The organism is Candidatus Propionivibrio aalborgensis (genome assembly GCF_900089945.1).
Lineage (GTDB): Bacteria > Pseudomonadota > Gammaproteobacteria > Burkholderiales > Rhodocyclaceae > Propionivibrio > Propionivibrio aalborgensis.
In genome coordinates this window covers 1-1,011 of the sequence record NZ_FLQY01000329.1, presented here as the reverse complement: position 1 = coordinate 1,011, position 1,011 = coordinate 1, and the positions used below count along the sequence as shown (strand labels likewise).

Genomic DNA, 1,011 nt, shown 5'->3' with positions numbered 1-1,011 from the left:
TCGTTCGACCGTTTCTGCGGAAGCCATGGGAACAACGCCGGGAGAATTGTCAAAGCAGGTCAACGGGCTGATAGCCGACGCTCTCAAAACCGCCAAAGCATACCCGAGTATCAAGACGCAGAACGGCGGAATCAACACTTACCCGATCTACTCAAAAGGTGGAACGATCGAATCATGGCGCATGCGTTCGGAGCTGTCGCTGGAATCGGGGGACACTGCGGCGTTGTCGGAGCTGCTCGGCAAACTGCAAACCTCGCTTGGCGTCTCCAGTCTTGTTCTGTTGCCGTCCCCCGAAACTCGCAAAAAGGCCGAAGATGAAGCGATACTCGACGCCATAACGGCTTTCAAGGCTCGCGCAAAGGTGATTGCCGATGCTCTGGGTAAGACCTACAGCATCAAGCAACTTTCGGTTAATACCAGCGGAAGGTCCGTGCAACCTATGTTTCGCGCCGCGGCCAACGCGATGGTATCCGACTCCGCCCCGATGCCGCTGGAAGCCGGCGTGTCGCAGATAAACGTAAACGTCACCGGCGAGATCAAACTTCAATAATGATCAATGAGAAGCCGGTGACTGCTTTTTCTCGGAAGCGGATTTTCTTGGGAGCGCGTCCCGAAACGATTTCTCTGGGATCTGGACGAAAACCTCATCCTGTTTGATCATTCCAAGCTCGAAGCGCGCAAGCTCCTCGATTGCATCGTATCCCTGCTTGAGATCACGCACTTCGGCATCCAGTCCGGCATTGCGGTCTTCGAGCTTCTTGTTGCCATCCTTCTGCTGCTGCAATTGACGGTCAACATCCCATACCCGAAGCCACCCCCCCTTGCCCAGCCACAACGGATACTGCAACAGCAAAATCAGGGCGATCAGCGCGACGGATAGCCAGCGCATTGATCAGGAAAGAGTTCGGGAACAAGCGCCGGAAGCAGGACGGGTGCAGTCATTCCCACCGCTCATCACACCTGACTCCGGGCTCGTCACCGAAGGTTGTAGAACGCTTCGCGCCCCGGATA

The 1,011-nt window shown here is 55.9% G+C and carries 2 protein-coding genes; one reads left to right on the top strand and one right to left on the bottom strand.

Going from position 1 to position 1,011, the window contains the following annotated elements; translation table 11 throughout:
• The coding region (locus PROAA_RS13675; RefSeq protein ID WP_186411868.1) for an SIMPL domain-containing protein at window positions 1–550 on the top strand (550 nt) is incomplete at its 5' end.
• 3 nt (window positions 551–553) lie between these two features.
• On the opposite strand, the gene ftsB is transcribed toward PROAA_RS13675, so the two are convergent.
• Window positions 554–889 (bottom strand): cell division protein FtsB, encoded by a 336-nt coding sequence (ftsB, locus tag PROAA_RS13670; protein WP_186411867.1) that lies wholly within the window; start codon window positions 887–889, stop codon window positions 554–556.
• Between the last annotated feature and the right edge of the window lie 122 nt (window positions 890–1,011).